General features: G+C 73.0%; 29 protein-coding genes and 1 pseudogene. 13 read left to right on the top strand and 17 right to left on the bottom strand.

From position 1 onward, the window contains the following. The 9 genes and pseudogenes from ASG32_RS23375 to ASG32_RS23335 all read right to left on the bottom strand — a co-directional run. A pseudogene (locus tag ASG32_RS23375) lies at positions 1–243 on the bottom strand (PrkA family serine protein kinase); the annotation flags it as partial. Positions 244–461: 218 nt separating this feature from the next. Continuing rightward, positions 462–905 (bottom strand): hypothetical protein, encoded by a 444-nt coding sequence (locus tag ASG32_RS23370; protein ID WP_026605036.1) that lies wholly within the window; start codon positions 903–905, stop codon positions 462–464. Positions 906–1,025: 120 nt separating this feature from the next. Continuing rightward, entirely contained in the window at positions 1,026–1,445 is a 420-nt protein-coding gene (locus tag ASG32_RS23365) for a hypothetical protein (protein WP_026605037.1), read from the bottom strand. Between the two features lie 79 nt (positions 1,446–1,524). Continuing rightward, positions 1,525–2,028, bottom strand: a complete 504-nt coding sequence (locus tag ASG32_RS23360) for a MerR family transcriptional regulator (protein WP_056531277.1) — start codon at positions 2,026–2,028, stop codon at positions 1,525–1,527. A gap of 114 nt (positions 2,029–2,142) precedes the next feature. Further along, on the bottom strand, positions 2,143–2,463 hold the full coding sequence (locus tag ASG32_RS23355) for an integration host factor subunit alpha (protein WP_020093876.1): 321 nt from the start codon (positions 2,461–2,463) through the stop codon (positions 2,143–2,145). A gap of 166 nt (positions 2,464–2,629) precedes the next feature. Then, positions 2,630–3,637 (bottom strand): beta-ketoacyl-ACP synthase III, encoded by a 1,008-nt coding sequence (locus tag ASG32_RS23350; RefSeq protein ID WP_056531284.1) that lies wholly within the window; start codon positions 3,635–3,637, stop codon positions 2,630–2,632. Between the two features lie 99 nt (positions 3,638–3,736). Then, the gene (gene plsX / locus ASG32_RS23345) at positions 3,737–4,771 is read right to left on the bottom strand and encodes a phosphate acyltransferase PlsX (protein WP_056531275.1); all 1,035 of its coding nucleotides are present in this window, start codon (positions 4,769–4,771) and stop codon (positions 3,737–3,739) included. Between the two features lie 144 nt (positions 4,772–4,915). Further along, positions 4,916–5,446, bottom strand: coding sequence for a DUF177 domain-containing protein (locus ASG32_RS23340; RefSeq protein WP_020093879.1), 531 nt, complete (start codon positions 5,444–5,446; stop codon positions 4,916–4,918). Next, positions 5,443–6,012 carry a ubiquinol-cytochrome C chaperone family protein gene (locus ASG32_RS23335; protein ID WP_020093880.1) on the bottom strand — a complete coding sequence of 190 codons (570 nt, stop codon included), beginning with the start codon at positions 6,010–6,012 and terminating at the stop codon, positions 5,443–5,445. The genes ASG32_RS23340 and ASG32_RS23335 overlap by 4 nt, the downstream gene beginning before the upstream one ends. Before the next feature lie 155 nt (positions 6,013–6,167). Between ASG32_RS23335 and bamE the strand changes: the two genes are divergently transcribed. Beyond that, complete coding sequence (bamE, locus tag ASG32_RS23330; protein ID WP_020093881.1) at positions 6,168–6,665, top strand: outer membrane protein assembly factor BamE; 498 nt, start codon at positions 6,168–6,170, stop codon at positions 6,663–6,665. Here bamE and ASG32_RS23325 read toward each other — a convergent pair. From ASG32_RS23325 to ASG32_RS23310, 4 genes are all read right to left on the bottom strand, one after another. Continuing rightward, positions 6,602–7,312, bottom strand: coding sequence for an HAD hydrolase-like protein (locus ASG32_RS23325; RefSeq protein WP_244492145.1), 711 nt, complete (start codon positions 7,310–7,312; stop codon positions 6,602–6,604). The two genes, bamE and ASG32_RS23325, sit on opposite strands and share 64 nt — an antisense overlap. A 22-nt stretch (positions 7,313–7,334) precedes the next feature. Beyond that, entirely contained in the window at positions 7,335–9,248 is a 1,914-nt protein-coding gene (locus ASG32_RS23320; protein WP_056531271.1) for a PAS domain S-box protein, read from the bottom strand. A gap of 103 nt (positions 9,249–9,351) precedes the next feature. Continuing rightward, entirely contained in the window at positions 9,352–10,443 is a 1,092-nt protein-coding gene (locus ASG32_RS23315) for an alkene reductase (RefSeq protein ID WP_056531269.1), read from the bottom strand. Positions 10,444–10,637: 194 nt separating this feature from the next. Continuing rightward, positions 10,638–12,782, bottom strand: coding sequence for a sodium-translocating pyrophosphatase (locus tag ASG32_RS23310; protein ID WP_056531266.1), 2,145 nt, complete (start codon positions 12,780–12,782; stop codon positions 10,638–10,640). A 448-nt stretch (positions 12,783–13,230) separates the two neighbouring features. Here ASG32_RS23310 and ASG32_RS23305 point away from each other — a divergent pair, with 448 nt between their 5' ends. Beyond that, positions 13,231–13,602 (top strand): hypothetical protein, encoded by a 372-nt coding sequence (locus tag ASG32_RS23305; RefSeq protein ID WP_056531281.1) that lies wholly within the window; start codon positions 13,231–13,233, stop codon positions 13,600–13,602. Here the strand turns inward: ASG32_RS23305 and thiL are convergent. From thiL to ASG32_RS23285, 4 genes are all read right to left on the bottom strand, one after another. Continuing rightward, entirely contained in the window at positions 13,522–14,517 is a 996-nt protein-coding gene (gene thiL / locus ASG32_RS23300) for a thiamine-phosphate kinase (protein ID WP_056531263.1), read from the bottom strand. The genes ASG32_RS23305 and thiL overlap by 81 nt on opposite strands. Before the next feature lie 3 nt (positions 14,518–14,520). Beyond that, the gene (nusB, locus tag ASG32_RS23295; protein ID WP_199866149.1) at positions 14,521–15,126 is read right to left on the bottom strand and encodes a transcription antitermination factor NusB; all 606 of its coding nucleotides are present in this window, start codon (positions 15,124–15,126) and stop codon (positions 14,521–14,523) included. Between the two features lie 11 nt (positions 15,127–15,137). After that, positions 15,138–15,632: a 6,7-dimethyl-8-ribityllumazine synthase gene (gene ribH, locus ASG32_RS23290; RefSeq protein ID WP_020093929.1), complete on the bottom strand. Its 495-nt coding sequence runs from the start codon at positions 15,630–15,632 to the stop codon at positions 15,138–15,140. Positions 15,633–15,775: 143 nt separating this feature from the next. Then, on the bottom strand, positions 15,776–16,363 hold the full coding sequence (locus ASG32_RS23285; protein WP_056531261.1) for a hypothetical protein: 588 nt from the start codon (positions 16,361–16,363) through the stop codon (positions 15,776–15,778). 174 nt (positions 16,364–16,537) lie between these two features. Between ASG32_RS23285 and ASG32_RS23280 the strand changes: the two genes are divergently transcribed. The 11 genes from ASG32_RS23280 to ASG32_RS23230 all read left to right on the top strand — a co-directional run. Next, positions 16,538–17,260, top strand: a complete 723-nt coding sequence (locus tag ASG32_RS23280; protein WP_041372745.1) for an SDR family oxidoreductase — start codon at positions 16,538–16,540, stop codon at positions 17,258–17,260. After that, on the top strand, positions 17,257–18,456 hold the full coding sequence (locus ASG32_RS23275; protein ID WP_056531259.1) for a hypothetical protein: 1,200 nt from the start codon (positions 17,257–17,259) through the stop codon (positions 18,454–18,456). The genes ASG32_RS23280 and ASG32_RS23275 overlap by 4 nt, the downstream gene beginning before the upstream one ends. Next, entirely contained in the window at positions 18,453–18,977 is a 525-nt protein-coding gene (locus tag ASG32_RS23270; protein WP_056531257.1) for an NUDIX hydrolase, read from the top strand. The genes ASG32_RS23275 and ASG32_RS23270 overlap by 4 nt, the downstream gene beginning before the upstream one ends. Continuing rightward, positions 18,974–19,432, top strand: coding sequence for a TIGR02301 family protein (locus ASG32_RS23265; protein WP_020093933.1), 459 nt, complete (start codon positions 18,974–18,976; stop codon positions 19,430–19,432). The genes ASG32_RS23270 and ASG32_RS23265 overlap by 4 nt, the downstream gene beginning before the upstream one ends. 159 nt (positions 19,433–19,591) lie before the next feature. Next, the gene (locus ASG32_RS23260) at positions 19,592–19,846 is read left to right on the top strand and encodes a hypothetical protein (RefSeq protein WP_012320917.1); all 255 of its coding nucleotides are present in this window, start codon (positions 19,592–19,594) and stop codon (positions 19,844–19,846) included. Positions 19,847–19,947: 101 nt separating this feature from the next. After that, complete coding sequence (locus ASG32_RS23255; RefSeq protein WP_056531255.1) at positions 19,948–20,799, top strand: folate-binding protein YgfZ; 852 nt, start codon at positions 19,948–19,950, stop codon at positions 20,797–20,799. A gap of 130 nt (positions 20,800–20,929) precedes the next feature. Further along, the gene (locus ASG32_RS23250) at positions 20,930–21,544 is read left to right on the top strand and encodes a DNA-3-methyladenine glycosylase I (RefSeq protein ID WP_056531253.1); all 615 of its coding nucleotides are present in this window, start codon (positions 20,930–20,932) and stop codon (positions 21,542–21,544) included. 26 nt (positions 21,545–21,570) lie between these two features. Further along, on the top strand, positions 21,571–22,131 hold the full coding sequence (locus ASG32_RS23245; protein ID WP_056531250.1) for a hydrolase: 561 nt from the start codon (positions 21,571–21,573) through the stop codon (positions 22,129–22,131). 50 nt (positions 22,132–22,181) lie between these two features. Beyond that, positions 22,182–22,694: a protein-tyrosine phosphatase family protein gene (locus ASG32_RS23240; protein ID WP_020093937.1), complete on the top strand. Its 513-nt coding sequence runs from the start codon at positions 22,182–22,184 to the stop codon at positions 22,692–22,694. A 139-nt stretch (positions 22,695–22,833) separates the two neighbouring features. Then, a complete protein-coding gene (locus ASG32_RS23235; protein WP_012320922.1) occupies positions 22,834–23,094 on the top strand; it encodes an exodeoxyribonuclease VII small subunit in 261 nt (86 codons plus the stop codon). A gap of 43 nt (positions 23,095–23,137) precedes the next feature. Continuing rightward, positions 23,138–23,576, top strand: a 439-nt coding sequence (locus ASG32_RS23230; RefSeq protein WP_280141605.1) for a 1-deoxy-D-xylulose-5-phosphate synthase N-terminal domain-containing protein, incomplete at its 3' end; no start/stop codon positions are given.

Raw genomic sequence — 23,576 nt, 5'->3', positions numbered from 1 at the left:
GAAGGCCGGGTAGGTCCGGATCGTCCGGTTCATGAAGATCCGGCCGAGGCGCGAATCCCTGGCGGTGTCCACGAATTCCGGCTCGCCGATCGCCGCGAGGATGCGCTCGGCGGCCGAGGCGTACATAAGGGGCTCGTCGCGACAGGCCTCCAGGTACTCGGAGAGCGTCATCTCCGTGTCGCGGCGGGCCTCGTACCCTCGGGCGAAGCTCTGGAAAAGGTCGTTCGTCGCATGCATCGGCATTCGATAACCCTCTCAGACCGTGACAGCTTCATCCTGTCTCGGCTCGGATGCAACCGACAGGCCCGCTTTTGTCGCAGTGCGGCGAGCATGGCGCCCGGCATGTCGATTGCATGCAACACTCCGGAGCGCTGAAGGCGTCACGGACGAGACTCCGTGACGCCCCCGGACGGCTGCCCGGGCGGCAGGACTGGCCAGATACCGTTTCGGCCGGAGCCTGCTCACAAATCCGTGCCCTCTTTCTTGCCGTCGTCTCCTGATTTGGTCCCCGCCCCCCCGACCGTGATCTTGACGGTCTGCGTCTGGACTTGGCCGTCGGAGCTCTTGACCTCGAACGTCACTTCGTCGGTACCGGTGAATCCGTTGTTGGGCTGATAGAACAGCGCCTGGACGGCCGCTTCCTTATTGGGGCAGCGGTAGCTCGCCGGCGTCTTCAGCTTGCCGACCTTGGTGATCACCGACCCGTTCTTCGGCGGACCCGAGACCTTGAACTCCGGCATCGGCCCAGGAGAACAGTCCTTCTTGAGGTTGGGCGCGATCTCGATGCGGACCGTCTTGCCGGGCGCCACCGTCTTGGTTCGGCTGGACGGCGTCTGGGCCAGGGCGGGCCCGGCCAGTGCCATGCTCCCTGCGAGCAGCGCGGCGAGCGGACGTAGGGCAATCATGGCAGCGTCTCTCCAGTGCCGACCCGGGACCTCTCCCCGGACACGCGTCCGGATGTCCCGTTCATCGGTGGAGACCATGTGGGGACGCCGCGCACGGGCGTCGAGGGCTCGGGCGGCGGGTTAATTCTGGAGGGCCGCCGCGACGATCCCGGTGATGCGGGCGATCTGCGCCGCGTCGAACTCGCCGGCCAGGGCGGCGGCGAGCCGCCCCTCGACCCGCGCCCGCTCCCCGGCATCGGCCACCGGCACGGGGGGAATCTCGTCCTCGGCCAGCCGGCAGACCCGGCGAATCGTCTCGGCGGCCGCCAGGAGTTTCTCCCGGTCGGTGGGACCCATCTCCCAGAGCGGGTTGCGCAGGCGGCTGATCACCCGCTTGGCGTCGCGATAGTCCCGGTCGACCCCGGTGGCCGCCTCGATTTGGCTGACGAGGAACATCAGCTCCAGGACTTCGGACGCCGCCTCCGGGCAGGAGCGGACGATCCGCATGATGCGGGCCATCAGTTCCTGGCTGGGCGTCAACTTGGGTTTGGGCGCGGCCATGCGGGCGACAACGCGACGTGTTGCCGGAAAGTTCGCCCGCCGCGCGCGGGGCCGGGGTCGTCGAGCCCGGCAGGCCCGCTCAGGCCTCCATGTCGGGCAGGTCGCGCAGCCCGTCGAGCAGGGCGCGGCAGGCGCGCAGCTCGTCCAGGGCCTCGGCCAGGGCCGCCCGGTCCGACGCGCCGAATGGCGCGCCCCCGGTCCCGCTCCGGGCTCCCGCCTCGGTCTCGACCTCCTGAAGCAGCGGCTCGGCCGCCACGGCCTCGCCGCGGCCGACGGCCTGCACGAAGCGGACGCCGTTCTCCTTGAGGACCCGCTGCGCCCCCGCGATGGTGTAGCGCTGCACGTGCAGGAGGTGGCGGATGCCGGCGACGAGCTCGATGTCCTGGGGCCGGTAGTAGCGGCGCCCCCCCGCCCGCTTCACGGGGCGGATCTGGCCGAAGCGGGTTTCCCAGAACCGCAGGACGTGCTGGGGCACGTCGAGTTCCTCGGCCACCTCGCTGATCGTCCGGAACGCGTGGGCGCTCTTCTCGCCGATCCCGGTCGGCGGTTCGTCGGTCGAGGCGGCGGCGAGGGCTGGCGGCATGGGCGTCTTACGGAGCGGGGCGAAGCGGCCCGATCTTGCCGGCTCGCGGGGCCGCACTCAAGCCTGAAGAGCCCGCCCCAAGCGCTCGCCTACGCGGCCGCATTCGCGGCGCGCTCACTCGTCGTCGTGGTCGCCCGCGCCGTTCAGGCCGTTGATCTTGGCCTTGAGCACGTTGGAGGGCTTGAACACCATCACCTGCCGCGGCTCGATCGCGACCTCGACCCCGGTCTTGGGATTGCGGCCGACGCGCTTGCCCTTGCTGCGGACCACGAAGGAGCCGAACGAGGACAGCTTCACCGTCTCGCCGCTCGCGAGGCAGCTGCAGATCTCGGACAGCACGGTCTCGACGAGGGCGGCCGACTCGGTCCGCGACAGGCCCACCTGGTGGTAGACGGCCTCGCTCAAGTCGGCGCGCGTCACCGTCTTGCCTGCCATGCCGTGTCCCCTCGCCCGCGTCGCTCGCCCCATGACGCACGGCGCGGCACCCTTGGCCGCGCCGAACGCTGACGGCGTATCCCTATGATCCGGCACGCTAATCGGCGCTCCGCCCCCGGTCAACCGCGCCGGGGCAGCGAATCGTTTCGGGCGCGCCGCCCGAGCCTCACCAGCGGATCAGCGCCGCGCCCCAGCTGAACCCGCCGCCGATCGCCTCGATCATCACGAGGTCGCCCGCCCGGATGCGGCCGTCCCGCCGCGCCACGTCGAGGGCCAGGGGTATCGAGGCCGCCGAGGTGTTGCCGTGGCGGTCCACTGTCAGGACGATCTTGTCCCGGGCGACACCGAGCTTGTCGGCTGAGGCCTCGATGATCCGGCGGTTGGCCTGATGCGGCACGAACCAATCGAGTTCCTCCGCGGTGATGCCCGCCTGCGCGAAGGCCTCGACGATCACGTCGGTGACCTGCCCGACGGCGAATCGGAACACGTCGCGGCCCTCCATGCGCAGGTGGCCGGTGGTGCCGGTGGAGCCGGGGCCGCCGTCGACGTAGAGCTTCTCCCGGTGGCGTCCGTCCGACCGCAGGCTCGCGCTGAGGACGCCGCGGTCCCCGGCCCCCTCCTGCGCCTCCAGCACGACGGCGCCGGCCCCGTCGCCGAACAGCACGCAGGTGGTGCGGTCCTCCCAGTCGACGATCCGCGAGAAAGTCTCGGCGCCGATCACGAGGGCCCGGCGGGCGGCCCCCGTGGTCAGGAACTTGTCGGCGGTCGAGACCGCGAAGACGAAGCCGGCACACACCGCCTGCAGATCGAAGGCCGCGCCCTGATGGATGCCCAGTGCCGACTGGATCTGGGTCGCGGTCGCCGGGAAGGTGTGATCCGGCGTCGAGGTGGCGCAGATGACGAGGTCGATGTCGTCCGCGCTCAGCCCGGCATCGTCGAGGGCCGCCCTGGCGGCGCGCGTACCGAGGACCGAGGTGGTCTCGTCGGGTCCCGCGAGGTGGCGCTGGCGGATCCCGGTCCGCTGGACGATCCACTCGTCGGACGTGTCCACCCGCTCGGCGAGGTCGGCGTTTGTCACCACCCGCGCGGGCAGGCTCGAGCCGGTCCCGACCACCACCGAGCGCAGAGGGGGGACGCGCCGGTGCTGCTCGGGGTCAGTGCGGAGGGTTGCCATCATTGTCCTTCCCGGACGATCCAGCTTCACAATCTCCGGTTGTGAAGCCGCGGGCGTCCGATTTCCATCCCGTCCGTTGACGGAGGCCCGGTGCCGGCGTCAGGCCGGCGCCAGCGCCGCCGTCTGGTCGAGCATCTCGCGGATCGTGCGGATCATGTCGTGGCGCGCCATGTCGTGCGCCAGATCGATCGCCGCGGCGAAGCCGTGCGCGTTCTCCGAGCCGTGGCTCTTGATGACGATGCCCTCGAGGCCGAGGAACACCCCGCCGTTGGCCCGGCTGGGGTTCATCTTGTCCTTGAGGGCCTTGAAGGCCTGCCGCGCGAACAGGGCGCCGATCTTGGCGGCCAGCGTCCGGGTCATGGCGGCGCGGAGATAGGTGCCGATCTGCTTGGCGGTGCCCTCGGCGGTCTTGAGGGCGATGTTGCCGGTGAACCCCTCGGTCACCACCACGTCGACCGTGCCGCGCCCGAGATCCGTGCCCTCGACGAAGCCGTGATAGGTCAGGCCGGGGCTCTCCATCTCGCGCAGGATCCGGGCGGCCTCCTTGACCGCCTCGTTGCCCTTCATCTCCTCGGTGCCGACGTTGAGCAGGCCGACGGTGGGGCGCTCGAGGTCGAACACGATACGCGCCATGGCCGAGCCCATCACCGCCATCTCGACGAGGTGCTCGGCATCCGTGCCGATCGTGGCGCCGACGTCGAGCACGACGCTCTCGCCGCGCACGGTCGGCCACAGGCAGGCGATGGCCGGGCGCTCGATGCCCGACATGGTCTTCAGGCAGATCTTCGACATCGCCATCAGCGCGCCGGTGTTGCCGGCCGACACGCAGGCATCGGCCTGCCCGTCGCGGACCGCCTGGATCGCCTGCCACATGGACGACTTGCCCCGGCCCTGGCGCACCGCCTGGCTCGGCTTGTCGTCCATGGCCACGGCCACGCTGGTGTGGCGGATCTCCACGCAGTCCTTGAGCCGGGGCTCCTTGGCGACCAGCGGCGCGATCACCGCCTCGTCGCCGAACATGAGGAAGGTGGTGCCGGGATGGCGCTCCCGGGCCAGCGCCGCGCCGGGCACGACCGTGGTGGGCCCGTGGTCGCCACCCATGGCGTCGAGCGAGATGCACACGCGTTGGGACATGTCGGTAGCGGGTCGCGGGTCTCGGCGGGAAAGGGTTCGGACGGCGGCGGGACGGGGCCCGCCGGGCGCGGCGGACCATAGCGATACCGGCCCGGCGGGCAAATGAAATCGGGCGGCCGGCGGTTCCGGCCGGACGCGGCGGGCTCAGCCGTCGCGGTCGCGGAGCTTGCGCAGGCCGTCGAGGGGTCCGGCCTCGTCGCCCGCCACGACCGGCTCGAAGGCGATGCCGGGCTTGCGCGGGTACGGGTCGAGGCCCAGCGCCAGGAACTCGGCGGTGAGCGCGCCGAAATCGATGCGGCCGCCGACCAGGGGGTCGGGGATGTCGGCGTCCTCGGCATCGGTGCCGGCGAGCCGGTCGGTGTCGGTGAACACCACCTCGACCGGCTCCCGGACCGGCGCCTCGAAGGGTTCGAGGCTGACGGTGCAGACCTGGGTCACCAGGGCCTCCACGGTGCCGGTCACGGTGAGGCGGCTGGTCGCCCCCTCGATGGCGAAGCGCCCGACGAGGTCGCGGATCCCCGGGATGCCGAAATCGGCGGCCAGCGCCGCGCACTCGGCCGGGCTCGCCTCCACGGTGACGGCGCCGCGCCCCTGGGGCAGGCGCTCGACATTGACCCAGCGCGCGAGCGGGAAGGCGTCCTGGCCGGCATCGCGGCTGCTGGCATCGCGGCTCATGCGCGTCCTCCGTGGTCAGGGCCGGCCGGTACCGGCGCGAAGCCGTCGGGCTCCGGGAAGGGCGGCCCGGCCGCGAGCAGCCCGTCGAGATCGGCCCCGGCGAGGGCGGCGTCGGCCGCCCGCACGTAGGCGGCGAGACCGCGCCCGTCCCCCTCGCCGCCGAGCACGTTGCGGACGAGGGCGGCCGCCAGGGCCGCGGCGTCGCCGGCCTCCAGGGCCGCGTCGTAGCCCTCGGCCCGGCCGTAGAAGGCGGCGCCGAGCTTCTTCATCCGCTTGGACACGCCCATGTCGCCGACGCCGAGTTCGCGCAGGGAGGCGTCGAGCTGGGTGAAGACCGAGTTCACCAGATCCTGCGCCACCTCGGCGGCCGGCGGCGGCAGCCGGTTCAGCCGGCGCAGGACCAGGATCGCGTGCAGGCACAGGGATTCGAACCGGCCCTCCACGGTGTCGGGCACGCCGAGATCCGTGTAGAGGCCCGGCCGGCGCGCGGCCTCGCTCAGGGCGACGTGCAGCCCCTCGACGGCGCGGCGGCGCGCGCCCGCGCGGCGGAACAGCCCGGCGATCATCGGTGTCGAACCCCGGCCCTCTGTGGCCAAGCTTGCCTTGTCAAAGCCATAACCCCGCGGTACGGCAACCCACGCCCAGGGCGCAAGCGCCGTCGGAGCCCCGTGCCGGCGGCGACGGTCGCGCCCCGTCCGTCAACACGCTCTCTGGGGGCCCGATGCGGCGCCGTTTCGTCCAGTCCTTCGCGCGCCTCGCCCTGCTCGGCCTCGCGGCAACCGGTCTGTCGGGCTGCATCGGCGAGGAGCTGCGCCACGGCTACCAGGTCGATCAGGCGGCGCTCGCCACGATCAAGCCCGGCATGGGCCCCGAGCAGGTGCTGCAGATCCTGGGCACGCCCTCGACCGTGTCCACGGTCGGCAACAAGTCCTGGTACTACATCTCGCAGAACACCCGCCGGACGATCATGTTCCTGGGCGAGCAGGTCGAGGACCAGAAGGTCACGGCCGTGTACTTCACCCCCGCCTTCAAGGTCGAGCGCGTGGCGCTCTACGGCCTGCAGGACGGCCGGATCTTCGACTTCATCGAGCGCACCACGCCGACGAGCGGCGCCGACCGCGCCTTCCTCAGCCAGCTGTTCCGCGGCCTGACCCGCTACGAGCCGTTCGGCAGCGGCAGCGGCACCAGCGTCGTGCCGGGCGCGAATCGCGGCATGTGACCGGCCTCGCCCGCCACGAGGCGGGCGATCGCCCCGGGCTCCGGGAACAGGTGCTCGGGACCGTGGGACGCGAGGGCCCGCGGGTCGGTGTAGCCCCAGGCCACGGCGCCGAACGGGCAGCCCAGCGCCCGCGCCGCCTCGAGGTCCCGGATCTCGTCGCCGACGCAGAGGGCCCGGTGCGGCGGCACCCCGGTCCGCGCGAGCAACGCCCGCAGCCGGCGCGCCTTCCCGAAGATCGACGCCCCGCAGGCGTAGCTGCCGATGCGGGCGGCATTGTCCGGTCCGAGCACCCGCCGCACCGTGTCGGCGCGATTCGACGACAGGATCGCCAGCGGCACGCCCGCCGCCGCGATCGCGGCCAGCATCGCCGGGACGCCGGGAAACAGGGCGATCTGCGCGGCGTCGCGGGCGGCCAGCGCGTGCATGTGGCGGGCGATGAGCGGCAGCTTCCAGCGCGGGATGCCGAGATGGGCGACGATCGCCCGGGCGCCCTGGAGCCGGAACACCTCCACCTCGTGGGCCTCGACCCGGCGGAAGCGGTAGCGGTCGGCGACGCCGTTCAGCACCGAGCAGAACCACCCGAAACTGTCGGCCAGCGTGCCGTCGAAGTCGAGGACGACGAGACCCGGCCCGGGCGCGGCCGGCATCCGGGCCGGCATCCGAGCCACGTCAGGTCCGCAGGTTCTCGAGCGGGACGCTGAGCCGCATCAGGAGACCGCCCGGCGCCCAGTCGTGCTCCAGCGCCCCGTCGAGCTGGCCGGCGACGCTGCGCTCGGCCAGCACCGTGCCGAATCCCTTCCGGGACGGCGCGCCGGCGATCTGCGGGCCGCCCTCCTCGCGCCAGGTCAGGGTGTAGCGGCCCGCCTCGCGGGTCCCGCTCAGCGAGACGCCGCCCTCCCGCGTCGACAGGCCGCCGTACTTGACCGCGTTCGTCGCCTGCTCGTGCATGATCAGCGCGAGGGCCGTGGCGGTGCGCTCGCCGATCTCGGCATCGTCCCCCGAGATCACCACGCGGGCGCGTCCGTTCTCCTCGTAGGCGGCCATGATCAGGCGCATCAGCCCGAGCACCGTCTGGCCAGCGACCGGCGGGGCGCTGTCGGGGGAGTGCGGGCGGACGTACTCGTGGGCCCGGGCCAGGGCGCCGAGCCGCTCGCGGAACGCGGCCACGAAGGGCTTGGCCGCGGGGTCGGTCCGCGCGGTCAGGGCGGCGAGGCCGCCCACCACCGCGAAGATGTTCTTGATCCGGTGCGACAGCTCGCGGATCAGCAGGTCGCGGGCCTCCTCGGCGCGCTTGGCCTCGCGCAGGTCGCGGGTGACGGTGGCGTAGCCGAGCTCGGTCCCGGTCGGGTCGCGCACCGGGAAGATGTTGTAGAGCACGGCCAGGGGCTCGCCGGTGACGAAGTGTCGGAAGGCGAGTTCGCCCTCCCAGAACCCGTCCCGGCGCACCGCCGGCATCACGGTCTCGGTCAGGATCCGGCGGCTGTCGTCGGTGAAGAAGTCGGGCACCTTCTTGGCGCGGGCGGCGGCGAGATCGGGCAGGCCGACCAGGGCCATGGCCGCCTCGTTGAGATGGGTGATCGCGCCCTCAAGGGTGCTGAGCCCGATGAAGTCCTTGGACGTCTCGACGATCGCCACGAGCTTGCGGGCCTCGGCCTCGGCGCGCTTCAAATCGTCGATGTCGGTGCAGGTCCCGAACCACCGCTCGATCCGCCCCTCGGCGTCCCGGATCGGCATGGCCCGCCCCAGGGTCCAGCGGTAGTCGCCGCTGTGGTGGCGCAGGCGATACTCGATCTCGTAGGGCTCGCCGGTCGCGAGGCAGTGGCGCCACCGCGCCCAGGCCCTGTCCTGGTCCTCGGCATGGAACACACCGTTCCAGCCCTCGCCGTCGGTGGAGCCGTAGGGGACGCCGGTGAACTCGTACCAGCGGTCGTTGTAGTAGTCGTGGAACCCGTCCGGCCGCGTGGTCCAGACCATCTGGGGCATCGCCGAGGTCATCACGCGGAAGCGGCGCTCGCTCGCGGCGATCTCCGCCTCGCGGGCAGCGACCTGCGCCAGCGTCCTGCGGTGCTCCAGCAGGCTGGAGATCTGGCGCGCCAGCGCCAGCAGGGTCGCGGTCTGCTCCGAATCGAGCCCCTCCGGCCGCGGGACGCGGTCCAGCACGCACAGCGCGCCGAGCGGGATGCCGTGGCTGCCGCGGATCACCGCACCCGCGTAGAAGCGGAAGGCCGGTGCCCCGGTCACGAGGGGATTCTCGGTGGTCCGGGGGTCCGCGGTCAGGTCCGGGATGACGAGAAGGTCGCCGGCCTCGATCGTGTGGGCACAGACCGAGCAATTGATCGGCAGCTCGCGCTTGCCGAGGCCCACCTCCGATTTGAACCACTGCCGCTCGGCATCGACGAGGCTGACGAGCGCGACCGGCGCCCGGCAGACATAGGCGGCGACCCGCACGAGGTCGTCGTAGAGCGGCTCGGGCTCGGAATCGAGGATCGCGAGATCGCGCAGTTCGGCGATCCGGTCGGCGGCGCGCCAGCGCCCGTCGGTCGGTCCGGCTTCCGCGAGCGCGTGAGGTGCAGGCACATCCATGGTCCTGCTCTCACATAGGCGCGCGACGGCCCGCTGCCAAGGAACCGCCGCGGTTTCCTGCCGCAGCCCTCCGGGCCGCGGCAGGGCGCGCGACCGCGGCGCGTCAGGCGGCGCGGGACTCGGTCAGGGTCGGGTAGTCGACGTAGCCCTCGGGGCCCTGGCTGTACCACGTCGCGGCGTCGTCCTTGGCGAGCGGCGCCTTCCTGGCGATCCGCTCGGCGAGGTCCGGGTTGGCGATGAAGGTCCGGCCGAACGCGATGGCGTCGGCCTCGCCGGCATCCAGCGCCTTCTGGCCGCTGACCCCGTCGTAGTCGGCGTTCAGGATCATCGGGTTGCGGAACACGCGCCGCATCGCCGGGGCGATCGGCGGGTGGTCGGCCTTGCCGAAGGTGCCGTTCGGCCCCGGCTCGCGCATCTCCAGGAAGGCGATCCCGGCATCGGCGAGCGCCTGGGCGGCGGCGACGAACAGCGGCTCCGGGTTCGAGTCGTTGCAGCCCTGGATCGCGCCGTTCGGCGAGAGGCGCACGCCCGTGCGCTCCGGCCCGGCGACCTTCGCCACCGCCCCGGTCACCTCGCGCAGGAGGCGCACGCGGTTCTCGATGGAACCGCCGTACTGGTCGGTGCGGTGGTTGGTGCCGTCGCGGAGGAACTCGTCGATCAGGTAGCCGTTCGCGGCGTGGATCTGCACCCCGTCGAATCCGGCCGCCAGGGCGTTGGCGGTGGCCCGCTCGTAATCGGCGAGCAGGCGCGGGATCTCGGACACCTCCAGGGCGCGGGCCTCGCTGTAGGGCTTCTTGCCGGAATAGGTGTGGGCCTGGTCGGGGGCGGTCGTCGGCGAGGACGAGACCGGCTTGGCGCCGCCGAGGAAGTCCGAATGGACCATCCGGCCCATGTGCCAGATCTGGCAGACGATCTTGCCGCCCCTGTCGTGCACGGCCTTCACGATCGGCCGCCACGCGTCGACCTGGGCGTCGGACCAGATGCCCGGGGCGTAGGGCCAGCCGAGGCCTTCCTGCGAGATGCCGGTCGCCTCGGTGAGGATCAGCCCGGCGCCGGCGCGCTGGGCGTAGTACTCGGCCATGATCGGGGTCGGAACGTGCTCGCGGGTGCCGCGGCCGCGGGTCAGCGGCGCCATGAAGATCCGGTTCTTCGCCTCGATGGCGCCGATGCGGATCGGGTCGAGCAGGGACGGCATGGGTTACCTCGTGCTGGTGCGGCGGGGGCCGCGTCCGGGTTTTAATCCGGCGCCGAGGTGGCGCTGCGGCGCCGCGATGCCAAGGTGCTGCGCCGCGGGACTGGCCGTCGCGTGCGGGGGCGCACACGGCGAAACGGGAAGGGCCGGGCTCGCGGAGAGCCCGGCCCCGTCGGCCGATCCGGTCTTCGCGGACCTCAGCTGTGCGCCAGCACGGCGAGCAGCAGCAGGGCGATGATGTTGGTGATCTTGATCGCCGGGTTCACCGCCGGACCGGCGGTGTCCTTGTAGGGGTCGCCGACCGTGTCACCGGTCACCGCCGCCTTGTGGGCGTCGGAGCCCTTGCCGCCGTGGTGGCCGTCCTCGATGTACTTCTTGGCGTTGTCCCAGGCACCGCCGCCCGAGGTCATCGAGATCGCCACGTAGAGGCCGGTGAGGATCACGCCGAGCAGGCTCGCGCCCACGGTGGCGAAGGCCTGGCTCTTCCCGGCGATGAACTGGATCACGAAGAACAGCACTATCGGCGAGAGGACCGGCAGCAGCGACGGGATGATCATCTCCTTGATCGCCGCGCGGGTGAGCATGTCCACCGCCCGCCCGTAATCCGGCCGGTCCGTGCCCTGCATGATGCCGGGCTTGGCCCGGAACTGGCGCCGGACCTCCTCGACCACCGCGCCCGCCGCGCGCCCGACCGCCGTCATGGCGATGCCGGCGAACAGGAACGGGATCAGGCCGCCGAGCAGCAGCCCGACCACCACGTAGGGGTTGGAGAGCGAGAAATCGACGCTGACGCCCTGGAAGAAGCGGTACTGCGTCGGGCTCGCATGGGCGATGAAGTAGTTCAAGTCCGACGTGTAGGCGGCAAACAGCACCAGCGCGCCGAGACCCGCCGAGCCGATCGCGTAGCCCTTCGTCACCGCCTTGGTGGTGTTGCCGACCGCGTCGAGGGCGTCGGTCGACTTGCGCACCTCCGAGGGCAGGCCCGCCATCTCGGCGATGCCGCCGGCATTGTCGGTGACCGGCCCGAAGGCGTCCAGCGCCACGATGAAGCCCGCGAGCGCCAGCATGGCGGTGACCGCGATGGCGATGCCGAACAGGCCGGCGAGCGCGTAGGTGCTGATGATGCCTGCCACGATCACGATGGCCGGCAGCGCGGTCGATTCGAGCGAGATCGCCAGCCCCTGGATCACGTTGGTGCCGTGGCCGGTCACCGACGCGTCGGCGATCGACTTCACCGGGCGGAAGTTGGTGCCCGTGTAGTACTCGGTGATCACGACGATCAGTGCCGTGATGGCGAGCCCGATCACCGCGCAGCCGAACAGCGCGGCCGACGTGAAGGTCAGGCCGGTCGAGGTGGTGAAGCGCGTCGAGAAGCCGCCGAGCAGGGTCATGTTGACCGCCGCGATCGCCGCGATGGAGAGCACGCCGGCGGCGATCAGCCCCTTGTAGAGCGCCCCCATGATCGACTGGTTCGCGCCGAGCCGCACCGCGTAGGTGCCGGCGATGGAGGTGAGGATGCAGGCCGACCCGATGGCGAGCGGGTACAGCATCATCGGCTCGAGGACGTCGCGGTTGCTCCCGCCCGCGCCGGAGAAGAAGATCGCGGCCAGCACCATCGTGGCGACGACCGTGACCGCGTAGGTCTCGAACAGGTCGGCCGCCATGCCGGCGCAGTCGCCGACATTGTCGCCGACGTTGTCGGCGATGGTGGCGGGGTTGCGCGGATCGTCCTCCGGGATGCCGGCCTCGACCTTGCCGACGAGGTCGCCGCCGACATCGGCGCCCTTGGTGAAGATGCCGCCGCCGAGGCGGGCGAAGATCGAGATCAGCGAGGCGCCGAAGCCGAGCGCCACGAGGGCGTCGATCACCTCGCGGCTCGACGGCTCGAGATGGGCGGCGCGGGTGAGGAACAGGTAGTAGAGGGCAACGCCCAGCAGCGCGAGGCCCGCCACCAGCATGCCGGTCACCGCCCCCGACTTGAAGGCGACGTCGAGGCCGCCGCCCAGCGAGGTCGAGGCGGCCTGGGCCGTGCGGACGTTGGCCCGGACCGAGACGTTCATGCCGATGAAGCCGGCCGCGCCCGACAGCACGGCGCCGATCAGGAAGCCGACCGCGACCTTGATCCCGAGGAAGACGGCGAGGAGGACGAACAGGACGACGCCGACGAGGCCGATCGTCGTGTATTGCCGCCGAAGATAGGCCTGCGCGCCCTCGGCGATGGCGGCGGCGATCTCCTGCATGCGCTGCGTGCCGGCGTCGCGCCGCATCACGTCGAGGATCGTGACGATGCCGTAGGCGACGGCGCAGAGCCCGCCCGCGATGATCAGGACCAAGGGAATCATTCGACCGTCCTTGTTATTATCGTGCCTGGCGTGGGCTTGTGATTGTCGAGCTTGGCCGCCGGACGACGGCCATGGGACGCGGCGCTCGGATTCGGGGCTTTCCTTCCCAGAACAATGCCTTGATTGCCAAACTTCGCCGGGGAGCGCAAACGCCGCGTCGGCGGGCGACGCCGGGAGTCGGGCCTCACGACCCGGGGGCTAAAAAGCCCTCGAACCCGCAATGCTGCATTATGTTGCAGATCTGGTTTCCCGCCGGCCGCTGCACCCGGTTCCATGGGCGCGAGCCCCCTCTTCCGTGCGGGAGAGGGGGCCGAGCGCGGCTCCCGCGAGCGGAGATGCCCGTCCCCCGAACCGGAACATCACGAACGCGAGCGGCTCGAGCGGCCGTTAACGTCGCCTTAACCAACCGATATTCTATTTTTGGTTGTATTCGGACGAGGGACTCGCCATGAGCAGCGACCAGGCCGCCAGGTTGGCGGCGACCATCGAGGTGTTGAGCGGCGCGGTCGGCTTCCTGATCGCAGAGCGGGTCGCGGCGCAGCCGGTCACGATCCAGGACGACCTGCTGTGCGTGCTGCAGCGCGCCCTGTCCCGGGCGCCGGGCGCGGGCGGGGACCCGGCCGGCCGCTGGATCCCGGTGGTCGCCGCCGCGATGATCGGCGAGGTCCGGCGCCAGATCGGCCACCCGGCCGGGGATTCCGCTGGCTCGATGATCTCGGGACCGGACGCGATCTGGGCGTCAGAAGTGGCTGAAGGCTCCGGCCGCGAACACGCGCTCGGCGCCATCGCGCATTTCGAAGCGCGGCGGGCCGTCGCCTGAGGTGACGGTGCCGATGGCGGCGACGGCGATCCCGGCCGCCGCGGCCTCGGCCCGGAAATCCGCCAGGCGCTCCGGCGCGACGGTGCAGAGGATCTCGTAATCGTCGCCGCCGGTCAGGACCGCCTCGATCAGGGCGGGGTCCGCCGCGCAGGCGCACCGGGCCGCCTCCGAGAGCGGCACGTCCGCCGTCGCCACCCGGGCGGTGCGGCCCGCGCCCAGCATCTTGGCGAGATCGCCCGCGAGGCCGTCGGACACGTCCATGGCCGCCGAGGCGTGGCGGCGGATGGCCGGCGCGGCGGCGAGCCGCGGGCGCGGGTGCAGGTAGCGGTCGGCGAGTTCGGCCCGCAGCGCCGGATGGAGGCCGGCCGCCCAGGGGGCGTCGCCCTCCAGGCGCATCCGCAGGCCGAGGGCGGCGTCGCCGATCGTGCCGGTAACGCAGATCCGGTCGCCGACCCGCGCGGTGGTGCGCCGCACGATGGCGCCGGTCGGCACCTCGCCGAACGCGCTCACCGAGATCAGCGCGGGGCCGCCGGAGCGCACCGTGTCGCCGCCCAGCAGCGGGCAGCCGGCCGCCTCGGCCGCCGCGCCGAGCCCCTGCGCGAATCCGTCGAGCCAGGCCTCCGTCCAGTCGTCGGGCAGCGCCAGGGTCAGCAGGAAGCCGCGCGGGACCGCGCCCTTGGCGGCGATGTCGGAGAGGTTCACGCCGAGCGCCTTGCGGGCGATCGAGGCCGGCGGATCCTCCGCGAAGTAGTGGACGCCCGCCACCACGGCGTCGGCGGTGAGGACGAGGTCGTGGCCCGGCGCCGGTGTCAGCGTGGCGGCGTCGTCCCGGAGCCCGTCGGCGCCCGGCCCCGCGAGCGGGGCGAAGTAGCGGGCGATCAGCCCCTCCTCGGAGGCGCGGGCCGGCCCGACCAAGACTCAGGCCTTCCCGGCCGACGGTTTCCCAGCCGCAGCTTTGCCGGGGAGCGGCTTGGACGAGCCCGGCTTGCCGGAGGCCTTCGGGGCCCCGACCTCGCCCGGCCGGACCTCCCGGGCGACCCGGTCGAGGACGGCGTTGACGAGGCCCGGCTCGTCGGCGGTGTAGAAGCTGTGGGCGACGTCGACGTATTCCGAGATCGCCGCGGCCGCCGGCACGTCGCGGCGGAACATCAGCTCGTAGGCGCCCGCCCGCAGGATCGCCCGGAGCACGATCTCGATGCGCCGCAGCGGCCAGCCCTGCGCGAGGGCCTGGTCGAGCTTGGGGTCGATGGCGCGCTGCTCCTCGACCGTGCCGCGCAGCAGGTCGCGGAAGAACGCGGTCTCGGCCGGGGGATGGGCGATCCCGTCGACCTCCTGGCCGATCCAGAAGGTCTCGAACTCGGCGAGGGCGTCGAGCACGCCCTTGCCGGAGACGTCCATCTCGTAGAGCGCCTGCACCACCGCGAGGCGGGCGCCGCTGCGCAGGCTGATCTTTGCGGTGGCGCCGGCGGTGCCGGTGCCATTCTCCGCGCCGGTCTCCGGCTGGGTCTCGGGGGTCCCGGTCATGGGTGTATCCGTCATCGCGGGCGCGCGCCTTCGGCCGCACGCTTCAGGGCGAGCACGCCGAGCGCCGCCTCGGCGGCGCCGCCGCCCTTGTTCATCTCGGCGACCCGGGCGCGGGCGAGCGCCTGCGCCTCGGTCTCGACCGTGAGGATGCCGTTGCCGAGCGGCACGCGGCGCTGCACCGACAGGTCCATGAGCGCCCGGGCGCTCTCGCCGGCGACGATGTCGTAGTGGCCGGTCTCGCCGCGGATCACGCAGCCGAGCGCCACCACGGCGTCGTAGGCGCCCGTGTCGAGCAGGATCGCCACGGCGGCGGGGATCTCCAGGGCCCCCGGCACGGTGACCACGGTGGCCTGCGCGTCGGCGGCCGCGATCGCCGCCAGGGCGCCGGCCAGGAGTTCGTCGGCGATCGCGTCGTAGTAGCGCGCCTCGACCACGAGGATCCGGGCGCCGGCGAGCGCCGGGTCGGTGGGCTTGGGCGCCGAATCGGCGCGGGTATGGGCGACCATGGCTCTCGTCCGGCCGGGTTTTCGGGAACGGGCGGGCGGCACGTCGGGCACCCGCACGGGGGAGGACGGTTAGACCGAAGCGGCCGGCGCCACAAGCCGCGCGGGATCGCCCCCGGCCCGCGCCGCGGCCGCGGCGGCGCGCCCTACCCGAACAGCGGCGGCAGCGGCGGGGCCGCGGGGCCGCCCTCCGGCAGGGCCGTGCGGGCGACGTTCATCGTCATGGCGAGCAGCGCGTAGTAGCCGTTGATGCCGGTCAGATCGATCGCCCCCTGCTCGCCGAAGCGCGCGACCAGGGCCGCGTAGGTCGCGTCGCTCACCGCGCGGTTGCGCATCAGCTCGGTCGAGAACGCGTAGGCGAGGGCCTCGTCGGCGCTCATCGTGTCGGGGCGGCGCCCCTCGGCCAGCGCCCGCGCGGTCTCGGGGGCGACTCCGGCCTCGAGGGCGATCGGGTGGTGGATCGCCCACTCGACCGGCTGGCTCCACTCCCGCGCGACCACCAGGATCGCGAACTCGCTGATCCGCAGCGGCAGGACGCTGCCGTAGCGCAGGTACTGGCCCATCCGGCTCGCGCACAGCATCAGCTCGGGGCTGCGCAGGAGCGGCACGAACGGCCCGAAGACCGGGACGCCGCGCTCGGCCCGGAACGCGGCCGCCGCCTCTTCCTGCGCCGGGGACAGGCCGCCGGCCCGGATCTCCGGCATGCGCTCCGCGCTGGTCTGCCCGCTGGCCATGCGTTTCCCCTCCGTGCTCCGGCGCCGGCGCGCGGCCCGCTCTGGATTTCCGGTGCCCGTGCGCCTAGACCATTGGGGCTCACCGGCACGCACCGCGCCCGACCGGGCGGCGATCCCTGAACGCCAGCGAGGCTTACGGCTTTGGCCCTCCCCGTCAACGAACGCCGGCGCATCATGCTGCTCACGGGCGCGAGCCGGGGCATCGGCCACGCCACCGTCAAGCGCTTCTCGGCCGCGGGCTGGCGCGTGATCACCTGCTCGCGCCACGCCTTCCCGGAGAACTGCCCCTGGGAGATGGGGCCCGAGGACCACCTGCAGGTCGACCTCGCCGACGCGCAGGACACGGTCCGCGCCGTCGAGGAGGTGCGGGGCCGGCTCGCCGCCGAGGGCGGGGTGCTGCACGCGCTGGTCAACAATGCCGGGATCTCGCCGAAGGGGCCGGAGGGCGAGCGCCTCGGCGCGTTGGCCACCGAGTTCGACACGTGGCAGCGGGTCTTCCAGGTCAACCTCTTCGCCACGATCCTGCTGGCCCGGGGCCTGCGCGAGGAACTGGCCCGGGCCAAGGGCTCGGTCGTCAACGTGACGTCGATCGCCGGCTCGCGCGTCCACCCCTTCGCGGGGGCGGCGTACGGCACCTCCAAGGCGGCGCTGGCGGGCCTGACCCGCGAGATGGCCGCCGATTTCGGGCCGCTCGGCGTGCGGGTGAACGCGATCTCGCCGGGCGAGATCGACACGTCGATCCTGTCGCCCGGCACCGAGAAGCTCGTCGAGCAGATCCCGCAGCGCCGGCTCGGCACGCCGGACGAGGTCGCCAAGGCGATCTACTTCCTGTGCACCGAGGCCTCCTCCTACGTGAACGGCGCCGAGCTCCACATCAACGGCGGCCAGCACGTTTGACCAGATCGGTCGCTTCCTGGGGCGCTTCCGCGCGCACGGCGTTACCGCGCCGGCACCCGGCGGCGCGCCGCGGGCGGGTCGCGCTCGTCCTGGGCCTCCTCGCGTGCGTCGCGCCCGTCGCGGGGGCGCGGGCCGAGCCCGGAATCCGGATCCTCGACCTGCCCTTCAAGGTGCGGGCGCTGCGCGGCTCGCGCAGCGAGGCCGCGGTCTCGGTGGCGACCTCCGGGCTCCTGCCGATCACCGTCGGCACGGCAGGGGCAAAAGCCGCCGCGCAGGGCGGTGGCCAGCAGACCGGCGACGAGGAGAGCGCGCCGATCGCCGTGGTCTGGGGCGACGACGGCGGCGCCGTGCTCGCCCTCGCGGAGGGCGGCGTCACCGTGCGGCCGATCGGCCGGGACGCGGTCGAGGGGCTGACCGCCGCCGAGACGCCGCGCGGGGCCCTGCCGGGCTCGCGCCGGGCCCTCTCGGGCCCCCTGAGCGCCTATCTCACCGGGCGCACCCGCGCCCCCGACGGCGGCGCGGCCGCCGCGGTGCTGACGATCCGCGAGCGCCAGCCGATGGCGGTGAGCACCGATCCGAAGCCCGTCCCCGTGGCCACCGTGACGGTGCCGGCGGGGGGCGAGGCCGTGTTCGCGCCGCTGCGGCCGCGCCTGCTGCGCCTCGGGGACCGCCCGGCGCTGCTGGCGGCGACGCTGTCCGGCGCGGATGCCGGTGGCCTCGTGCTGATCGACCGGCCCGCCGGCGATCCGGGCGCGGCCTGGGCCGTCGCCGCCCGCACGCCCGCCCAGCCGGGCCCACCCCTCAAGATCGCCGGCATCGCGGATTTCTCCGGATCGGGCGCCACCCAGGCCGCGACGGTCAGCGCCAAGGGCCGGCTCCAGCTCTGGACGCTGCGTCCCGACGCGATCGAGCCCGCCGGCGAGGCCGCGGGCTACGCGGCCGGCGACGGCGATTCGGATCTCGCCGTGACCGTTCCGGCCGGCGGCAGCCCCGAGCTCGTCCTGCCGGTGGCGGGCCGGCCGGAGATCGCCTTCGTGGCAGCCAAGGGCGGCCTGCGCGAGCGGGCGCGCGTGCCGCTGCCGGCCCCCGCGGAGACCGGCATCGTCGTCCTCGGCGAGGGCGCGGCGGCGCGGCTGCTCGTCGGCCTCGCCGACGGCCGAGTGGCCGTCGTGGCACCGGACGGGGGCAAGCCGTGACCGCGGGCGCACCGGATCCCGACAGCCGGCTGTTCCCGGCCCGGCCCTTCGTGGGCGCGTCGATCGCGGTGATCCGCGGCGAGCGGGTCCTGCTGGCGGCGCGGGCCAACGAGCCGATGCGCGGCGTCTGGACCCTGCCGGGCGGCCTCGTGGAGGCGGGCGAGTCCCTGGCCGAGGCGGCCCTGCGCGAACTGTCCGAGGAGGTCGGCCTGCCCGCCGAGGTGGTCGGCGTGCTCTCGCCCACGGAGATCATCGTCCGGGACGAGGCCGGCCGGGCCCGCCACCACTACGTCGTCCACCCGCACGCCGCCCTGTGGTGCGGCGGCGAGCCGGTGGCCGGGCCCGAGGCCCTGGGCACCCGGTGGGCGACGCTCGCGGAGGTCGCGACCCTTCCGACCACCCCCGGCCTGGTCGACACCCTGCGCGAGGCCTTCGCGCGGGTGGCGGCCCGGGGCATGGATGGGAGCGCGGATCGGCGCGTAAATCGCGCGGGAATGCCGGGCGGGGAGCCGACGGCGTGAGGCGCCCCGCGACCCTCCTGTGCCTGCTGGCGCTCCTGGCAGGCCCGGTCTCCGCGCCGGCGCTGGCGCAGCAGCGCTCCGGCCGGAGCGGCGCACCCGCCAAGGAGGCCGCGAAGGAGCCGTCCAAGGAGGCGCCCGCCCCCGCGGACGTGCCCGCGCCCTACGACCGCGACCTGCTGCGCATGTCCGAGATCATCGGGGCCCTGGCGTTCCTGCGGAACCTCTGCGCGGCCCCGGACGCGGCCGACTGGCCGGCCCGCATGAAGGCGCTGATCGACTCCGAGGGCGTGACCCCGGCCCGCCGCGACCGGCTGGCCGGCGCCTACAACCGCGGCTATCGCGGCTACGCGCTGACCTACCGGGTCTGCACGCCCGCGGCCCACGAGGCGGCCGCCCGGTACGTCGCGGAGGGCGACCGGCTGTCGCACGCTCTGGCCGGGCGTTTCGGGGGGTGATGCAGGTACAGCACACATACCGGCGATGCCGGCGAAACATCGGATTTGAGCGCTCGCGTTAACCGATCCGAAATTCTCGGCTGGCCGAGCCGCCGGGACCTGCTTATCATCCATTGCGTCCGCCGGGCCCCGTGTCCGGCGCAATGGAAGTATCCGGCCATGCAGCACAGCTCTCACACCGCCCCCATCGAGGTCGATGTCGAGGAGAAACGCGTCGCGCTGAGTTACGTCTCGGAAGCGTTCGCGGAAGGCTGCCTCGATGGTCTCGACGGTGACTGCATGGCCCAGGCCGCCCTGTTCGCGGCTTTTCAGGAACTCGTGACGACGTACGGCGAAGAAGCCACGGCCCGTTACGCGGAGGGATTCCCGGAGCGCATCCGCGGGGGCGCGTTCACCACGACGCTCCAGCATTGAGCAGGTGAGCGCGGACGGTTGAGGCGCGGGCGGTCAGCGACTACGTCCCGGGTCCGCGGTCCGGTCAGCCGAACCGTTCGCGCCCCGAGGAATCGCCGCCCATGCCCGTCGCCCTGCTGCCGGACCGCGCCCTGGTCACCGTCACCGGACCGGACGCCACGACGCTGCTCCAGGGCGTCCTGACCTGCAACGTCGAGACGCTCCAGCCCGGCGAGGCGCGCCTCGGAGCCCTGCTCGCGCCGCAGGGCAAGATCCTCTTCGATTTCCTGGTCTCGCGGATCCCCGACGGCTTCCGGTTCGACGTGCTGGCCGACAGGGCCGCGGACCTCGCCAAGCGCCTGACGCTCTATCGCCTGCGCGCGCAGGCAACCATCGCGGCCGACCCGACCGTCGCGGTCGCTGCGGCCTGGGCCGGCGCGGCCCCGCCCGCCGCGGAGGCGCTGGCCGATTCCCGCGCGGCCGATCTCGGCGCCCGTCTCTACGCCGAAGCGGGCGCCTTCTCGGCGGACGCCGCCGAGGCCGAGTACCACGCGCACCGGATCGCCCTCGGCGTGCCCGAGGGCGGACGCGACTTCGCCTTCGGCGACGCCTTCCCGCACGAGGCGCTGATGGATCAGCTCGGCGGCGTCGACTTCCGCAAGGGCTGCTACGTCGGCCAGGAGGTGGTCTCGCGGATGCAGCACCGCGGCACGGCCCGAACCCGCATCCTGGCGGCCGTCTACGCGGACGCCGCGCCCGCGCCCGGCATCGAGATCACCGCGGGCGGCAAGGTGCTCGGCACCACGGGCAGCGCCGCGGGGAACCGCGGCCTCGCCACGGTCCGCCTCGACCGACTGGGCGACGCGCTCGCCTCCGGCGAGACCCCGCGCGCGGGCGACCAGCCCGTGACGCTGACGCGCCCCGCCTGCGCGACCTTCGCCATGCCGGACAGGGCGGCGAGCGCGGCCGGGTAGGATCGCGACGCGCGGGATCGGGCCGCGTGACCGCGGCTCGTCTTGCACCGGCGGAAGGGACCGTCGAGGTGGCCGTGCGGCCGCCGCCACGACGGTGGCGTTCCGCTCCTGTTCTCGTTACCATCGCCGTATGTCCGAGACCGGCCTCATCGACCATCCCGACGGCTGCCCACGCTGCTGGTGGGCCGGGCTCGACCCGCTCTACGTCGCCTATCACGACACCGAGTGGGGCGTGCCCGAGCATGACGGCCGCGCCCTCTACGAGAAGCTGATCCTCGACGGCTTCCAGGCCGGGCTGTCGTGGATCACCATCCTGCGCCGCCGGGACGGGTTCCGCGACGCCTTCGCGGATTTCGATCCCGAGCGGATCGCCCGCTTCACCGAGGCGGACGTCGGGCGGCTGATGGCCGACACCCGCATCATCCGCAACCGCGCCAAGATCCAGGGCACCGTCGCGGGCGCCCGGGCGTGGCTGCGGATCGAGGAGCGCGGCCCCGGCTTCGCGCACTTCCTGTGGGACTTCGTCGACGGCCGGCCGGTCCAGGGCACGGCCCGGACCCGCGCGGAGATCGCCACCGAGACGCCGGTCTCCCGGGCGATCGGCAAGGCCCTGAAGGCCGAGGGCTTCTCCTTCTGCGGGCCGACCATCGTGCACGCGTTCATGCAGGCGGTTGGCATGGTCAACGATCACCTCGTCGGCTGCCACCGGCACGGGCCCTGCGCTGCGCTCGGCGGGTCCCGGTGAGCGCGCCGCCGCGCGCGTGGCAGCGCATGCTCTCTGGCCGCCGCCTCGACCTCCTCGACCCGGCGCCCGGGGACATCGAGATCGCCGACATCGCCCACGGCCTCGCCCGGGTCGCGCGCTGGAACGGCCAGACCCGCGGGCCGCACGTCTTCTCGGTGGCCCAGCACAGCCTGCTGGTCGAGGCGGTGGGCCGCCACCTCGCCCCCGGCTGCACCGACCGGGACGGGCTCGAGCTGCTCCTGCACGACGCGCCGGAATACGTGGTCGGGGACATCATCTCGCCGCTCAAGGCCGCCATCGGCGACGCCTATCGCGGCGTCGAGCTGCGCCTGCTCGCGGCGGTGCGCCGCCGCTTCGAGCTGGCCGACCCCTCGCCCGCCCTCGCCCGGCTCGTGAAGCGGGCCGACCGGATCGCCGCCCACGCCGAGGCGGTGCGCCTCGCCGGCTTCGCGCCGGAGGAGGCCGAGCGCTATTTCGGCCCCTCGGTCGACCTGCCCGAGTCGGTGCCGGCCCTGGCCGAGCCGTGGCCGACCGCCGAGGCCGAGGCGCGATTCCTCGCGCGCTTCACCGCCCTGTCCCCGCCCTGACGGATCTTCGCCCTCGATCCGTCACGATCGCAGGTCACTGGCGCCCCACCATGCCGACCCTCCACGTCTGTCCGCTCTCGCGCCTGCCCGAGACCGTCGCCGCCACGGGCGCGAGCCACGTGCTCACGCTGATCAATGTCGGCACGCCGCTGGAGCGGCCGGCCGTGATCGACGCCGCGAACCACGCCATCATCTGGGTCAGCGACATCGCGGCGGCCCGGGACGGACACGTTTTGCCGGCTGAAGAACACGTGGCCCGGCTTCTCGACTTCGTCCGGACCTGGCCGCGGGAGAAGCCGCTGGTGATCCACTGCTACGCCGGGATCAGCCGCTCGACGGCCGCCGCCTACATCGCGGCCTGCGCGCTGGCGCCCGAGCGCGACGAGGCGGCGATCGCCGACGCCCTGCGGTCCGCCTCGCCCTCGGCGACGCCCAACGCCCTGTTCGTGGCGATCGCCGACCGGATGCTCGACCGCGACGGCCGCATGGTCGCGGCGATCGCCCGCATCGGGCGCGGCGCCGACGCCTTCGAGGGCACGCCGTTCACCCTCGCGCTGGCGTGAACTGAACGCAGGTGCGAAGTGTGGCGCAAACGCCGCCGCGGCCGTCCAAAACGGTGCGGACCCGGCCGGCGGACTGGCCCCCAGGGTTGTGGCGACCGGGGATCGCGCCGTACAAACACCCCCAAAGGAAGTATCTGGGATGAGTGCGAGCAGACCCGAGGTGGCCCCCGCCGCCGGCGACCTGCCCTTCGAGAAGGCGCTGGAACAGCTCGAGGAAATCGTCCGCCGGCTCGAGCGCGGCGACGTGCCGCTCGACGAGTCGGTGGCGATCTACGAGCGCGGCGAGGTGCTGAAGAAGCATTGCGAGGCGCTGCTGAAGCGGGCCGAGGCGCGGATCCAGCGGATCACGCTGGGCTCCGACGGGCGGCCCGAGGGCGTCGCCCCGCTCGACATGTCCTGAGGCTCGGCGGTCGAACCGATCCCATCCGTTAGAGGTTGATGCCGTGGCGATTACCCCCGAGCAGAGTGCACTTCTCGACCGCGTTCCGTCGCCTTCGGCGCTGCGGCGTCTTCCGGAGTCGGAGCTTCCGGCGGTGGCGGACGCGGTGCGCGCCGAGATGATCGACGCGGTCTCGATCACCGGCGGCCATCTCGGCTCGGGGCTCGGCGTGGTCGAGCTGACCGTGGCGCTGCACCACGTGTTCGACACCCCCGACGACCGCATCGTCTGGGACGTCGGACACCAGTGCTACCCCCACAAGATCCTCACCGAGCGCCGCGACCGCATCCGGACCCTGCGCCAGGGCGGCGGCCTGTCGGGCTTCACCAAGCGGAGCGAGAGCGTCTACGACCCCTTCGGCGCCGCCCACTCCTCCACGTCGATCTCGGCCGCGCTGGGCATGGCGGTCGCCCGCGACCTCGACAACGCCGCCGCCAAGTCGA

The sequence above is a fragment of the Methylobacterium sp. Leaf361 genome, assembly GCF_001424445.1.
Classification (GTDB): domain Bacteria; phylum Pseudomonadota; class Alphaproteobacteria; order Rhizobiales; family Beijerinckiaceae; genus Methylobacterium.
This window is presented reverse-complemented; position numbering and strand designations above follow the sequence as displayed.

Excerpts from the sequence above, each read along its gene's own strand:
- ASG32_RS23250 (WP_056531253.1), top strand. The coding sequence starts at position 20,930 with ATGTCCGAGACCGGCCTCATCGACCATCCCGACGGCTGCCCACGCTGC.
- ASG32_RS23355 (WP_020093876.1), bottom strand. The coding sequence starts at position 2,463 with ATGGCAGGCAAGACGGTGACGCGCGCCGACTTGAGCGAGGCCGTCTAC.
- ASG32_RS23325 (WP_244492145.1), bottom strand. The coding sequence starts at position 7,312 with ATGCCGGCCGCGCCCGGGCCGGGTCTCGTCGTCCTCGACTTCGACGGC.
- ASG32_RS23260 (WP_012320917.1), top strand. The coding sequence starts at position 19,592 with ATGCAGCACAGCTCTCACACCGCCCCCATCGAGGTCGATGTCGAGGAG.
- ASG32_RS23255 (WP_056531255.1), top strand. The coding sequence starts at position 19,948 with ATGCCCGTCGCCCTGCTGCCGGACCGCGCCCTGGTCACCGTCACCGGA.
- ASG32_RS23240 (WP_020093937.1), top strand. The coding sequence starts at position 22,182 with ATGCCGACCCTCCACGTCTGTCCGCTCTCGCGCCTGCCCGAGACCGTC.
- ASG32_RS23305 (WP_056531281.1), top strand. The coding sequence starts at position 13,231 with ATGAGCAGCGACCAGGCCGCCAGGTTGGCGGCGACCATCGAGGTGTTG.
- ASG32_RS23245 (WP_056531250.1), top strand. The coding sequence starts at position 21,571 with ATGCTCTCTGGCCGCCGCCTCGACCTCCTCGACCCGGCGCCCGGGGAC.
- ASG32_RS23315 (WP_056531269.1), bottom strand. The coding sequence starts at position 10,443 with ATGCCGTCCCTGCTCGACCCGATCCGCATCGGCGCCATCGAGGCGAAG.
- ASG32_RS23235 (WP_012320922.1), top strand. The coding sequence starts at position 22,834 with ATGAGTGCGAGCAGACCCGAGGTGGCCCCCGCCGCCGGCGACCTGCCC.
- ASG32_RS23285 (WP_056531261.1), bottom strand. The coding sequence starts at position 16,363 with ATGGCCAGCGGGCAGACCAGCGCGGAGCGCATGCCGGAGATCCGGGCC.
- nusB (WP_199866149.1), bottom strand. The coding sequence starts at position 15,126 with ATGACCGGGACCCCCGAGACCCAGCCGGAGACCGGCGCGGAGAATGGC.
- ASG32_RS23365 (WP_026605037.1), bottom strand. The coding sequence starts at position 1,445 with ATGGCCGCGCCCAAACCCAAGTTGACGCCCAGCCAGGAACTGATGGCC.
- ASG32_RS23340 (WP_020093879.1), bottom strand. The coding sequence starts at position 5,446 with ATGAGCCGCGATGCCAGCAGCCGCGATGCCGGCCAGGACGCCTTCCCG.
- ASG32_RS23280 (WP_041372745.1), top strand. The coding sequence starts at position 16,538 with ATGCTGCTCACGGGCGCGAGCCGGGGCATCGGCCACGCCACCGTCAAG.
- ASG32_RS23370 (WP_026605036.1), bottom strand. The coding sequence starts at position 905 with ATGATTGCCCTACGTCCGCTCGCCGCGCTGCTCGCAGGGAGCATGGCA.
- ASG32_RS23310 (WP_056531266.1), bottom strand. The coding sequence starts at position 12,782 with ATGATTCCCTTGGTCCTGATCATCGCGGGCGGGCTCTGCGCCGTCGCC.
- ASG32_RS23320 (WP_056531271.1), bottom strand. The coding sequence starts at position 9,248 with ATGGATGTGCCTGCACCTCACGCGCTCGCGGAAGCCGGACCGACCGAC.
- ASG32_RS23335 (WP_020093880.1), bottom strand. The coding sequence starts at position 6,012 with ATGATCGCCGGGCTGTTCCGCCGCGCGGGCGCGCGCCGCCGCGCCGTC.
- ASG32_RS23360 (WP_056531277.1), bottom strand. The coding sequence starts at position 2,028 with ATGCCGCCAGCCCTCGCCGCCGCCTCGACCGACGAACCGCCGACCGGG.
- ASG32_RS23350 (WP_056531284.1), bottom strand. The coding sequence starts at position 3,637 with ATGGCAACCCTCCGCACTGACCCCGAGCAGCACCGGCGCGTCCCCCCT.
- plsX (WP_056531275.1), bottom strand. The coding sequence starts at position 4,771 with ATGTCCCAACGCGTGTGCATCTCGCTCGACGCCATGGGTGGCGACCAC.
- bamE (WP_020093881.1), top strand. The coding sequence starts at position 6,168 with ATGCGGCGCCGTTTCGTCCAGTCCTTCGCGCGCCTCGCCCTGCTCGGC.
- ribH (WP_020093929.1), bottom strand. The coding sequence starts at position 15,632 with ATGGTCGCCCATACCCGCGCCGATTCGGCGCCCAAGCCCACCGACCCG.